Source organism: Streptomyces sp. Ncost-T10-10d, assembly GCF_900091955.1.
Classification (GTDB): domain Bacteria; phylum Actinomycetota; class Actinomycetes; order Streptomycetales; family Streptomycetaceae; genus Streptomyces.
Genome location: NZ_FMDF01000173.1, coordinates 1 through 1,749, shown reverse-complemented (window position 1 = coordinate 1,749; position 1,749 = coordinate 1). Strand labels below are relative to the sequence as shown.

Sequence of the window (1,749 nt, the reverse complement as noted above, 5' to 3'; positions counted from 1 at the left end):
GCTAGCCCGATCCTCCGCACATGACACGTTCGGATGAATGGACGGCATGACCGCTGTTTCGAGGGTGGTCATTCGGTGGGATGTGTGGTGTGCCGATATCTCGTTCGCGTCGTTCCCGGGTTCAACGTCCTCGTATGACGGTGGAGTTAGCTCCTGTGGTGGAGAGGCGTCTGGGCGCTCTGCCTGCCTCTGCCGAGTTTCTGCGCCGACTGGACGTGGCCGGGATCATCGACGAGCTGTGTCCGGTCCGGGATGTGGCGCATGTGACACACGGGCAGGTCATCGAGGTGCTGGTCGCCAACCGCCTGTCCGTGCCCACCTCGATGGTCCGCGTTGAGAACTGGGCACGGGCCTGGGCGGTGGATGAGGTCTTCGGTGTGGATCCCGCACTCCTGAACGACGACCGGCTGGCCCGGGCCCTGGACGCCATCGCACCGCATCTGGAGGAGATCACCGGCTCGGTCGGCGCGCAGGCCATCGCGGAGTTCGGTATCGACGTCGCACAGATCCACTGGGACATGACCAGCATGTCCATGTTCGGTGCGTATGAGGACCAGGAGGAGGGATTTCCGCAGGTCAAGTACGGTCACCCCAAAGACCGGCGGGTCGATTTGAAGCAGATCCAGGCCGGGCTGGCCGTCAGCCGTGACGGCGGCATCCCGGTATTCCACCGGGCCTACGACGGCGGCGCGGGCGAGGTCGCGCAGGTCGTCGGCGCGATGAAAGCCCTGCGGAAGATCGCCGACCGCAAGGACTTCCTGCTCGTCGCCGACTCCAAACTCGTCTCCTACCCGAACATCACCGCGCTGCTGGACGCGAAGGTCGACTTCATCGCACCGGTCCCGGCCGCCCAGGTCAAAGCAGAGGTCTACGCCGCCCTGGACGTTCAGCACGCGCAGCCGGTCGACTACGTCAACGACCGTGACCGCGAGCGGAACACCCCCGCCGACCAGCGCGAGTCCTACCGGGTTCTGGATGACGTCCACGTCATGCCCGGGCCCCGCAAGAAGGATCCCGCGCACCGACTGCGCAGGATCCTGGTCCACTCCACCGGCAACGCCAAAGGCCAGCAGGCCGCCCGCGCCAAACGCCTGGCCCGGGCCACCGAGGACCTGCAGAAGCTGCAGCACTCGGCCGGCGGCCGGTACTACAACACCGCGGCGAAGGTCGAAGCCCGGATCGGCGTCATCGCCAGGACCCGCCGGGTCGCACACTGCCTGCACACCACCGTCACCACCGACGACGCCGGGCGCCCATCCCTGACCTGGCACTTCGACCAGGACATCCTCGCCTCCCAAGCCGCAGCCGACGGCTGGTACGCCCTGGTGACCCCGCTCACTCCAGAGCAGGCCGATGCCGCCGAGGTATTCCGGCGCTACAAAGGCCAGGGCGTGGTCGAGCGCCGCTACAGCGACTTCAAAGGCCCGCTGGCCGTCGCACCGATCTTCCTCGAACACAACCGCCGCATCACGGCACTGCTCACCGTGATCTGCCTGGGCCTACTGGTGTTCTGCCTGATCGAGCGCCAAGTCCGCCAGTCCCTGGGATCCGAGCAGACCATGGCCGGTCTCTACCCCGACAACCGCAAGGTCCGCCCCACCGGCCGCATGATCCTCTACCACCTCGACAGTCTCATGCTCCGGCCCGGCACCAGCACCAGCCCACCCACCATCCTGATCAACCAAGGAGTCCAAGCACACCTGCTCGAACTCCTCGGCATCGACGAAACCAGACCCCGCTGGCTGGAGA

Annotated in this window: 1 protein-coding gene; it reads left to right on the top strand. The window is 66.5% G+C overall.

Annotated elements, in window-relative coordinates; translation table 11 throughout:
- Positions 1 to 134 precede the first annotated feature (134 nt).
- Positions 135 to 1,749, top strand: a 1,615-nt coding sequence (locus GA0115254_RS46755) for an IS1634 family transposase (protein WP_256102874.1), incomplete at its 3' end; no start/stop codon positions are given.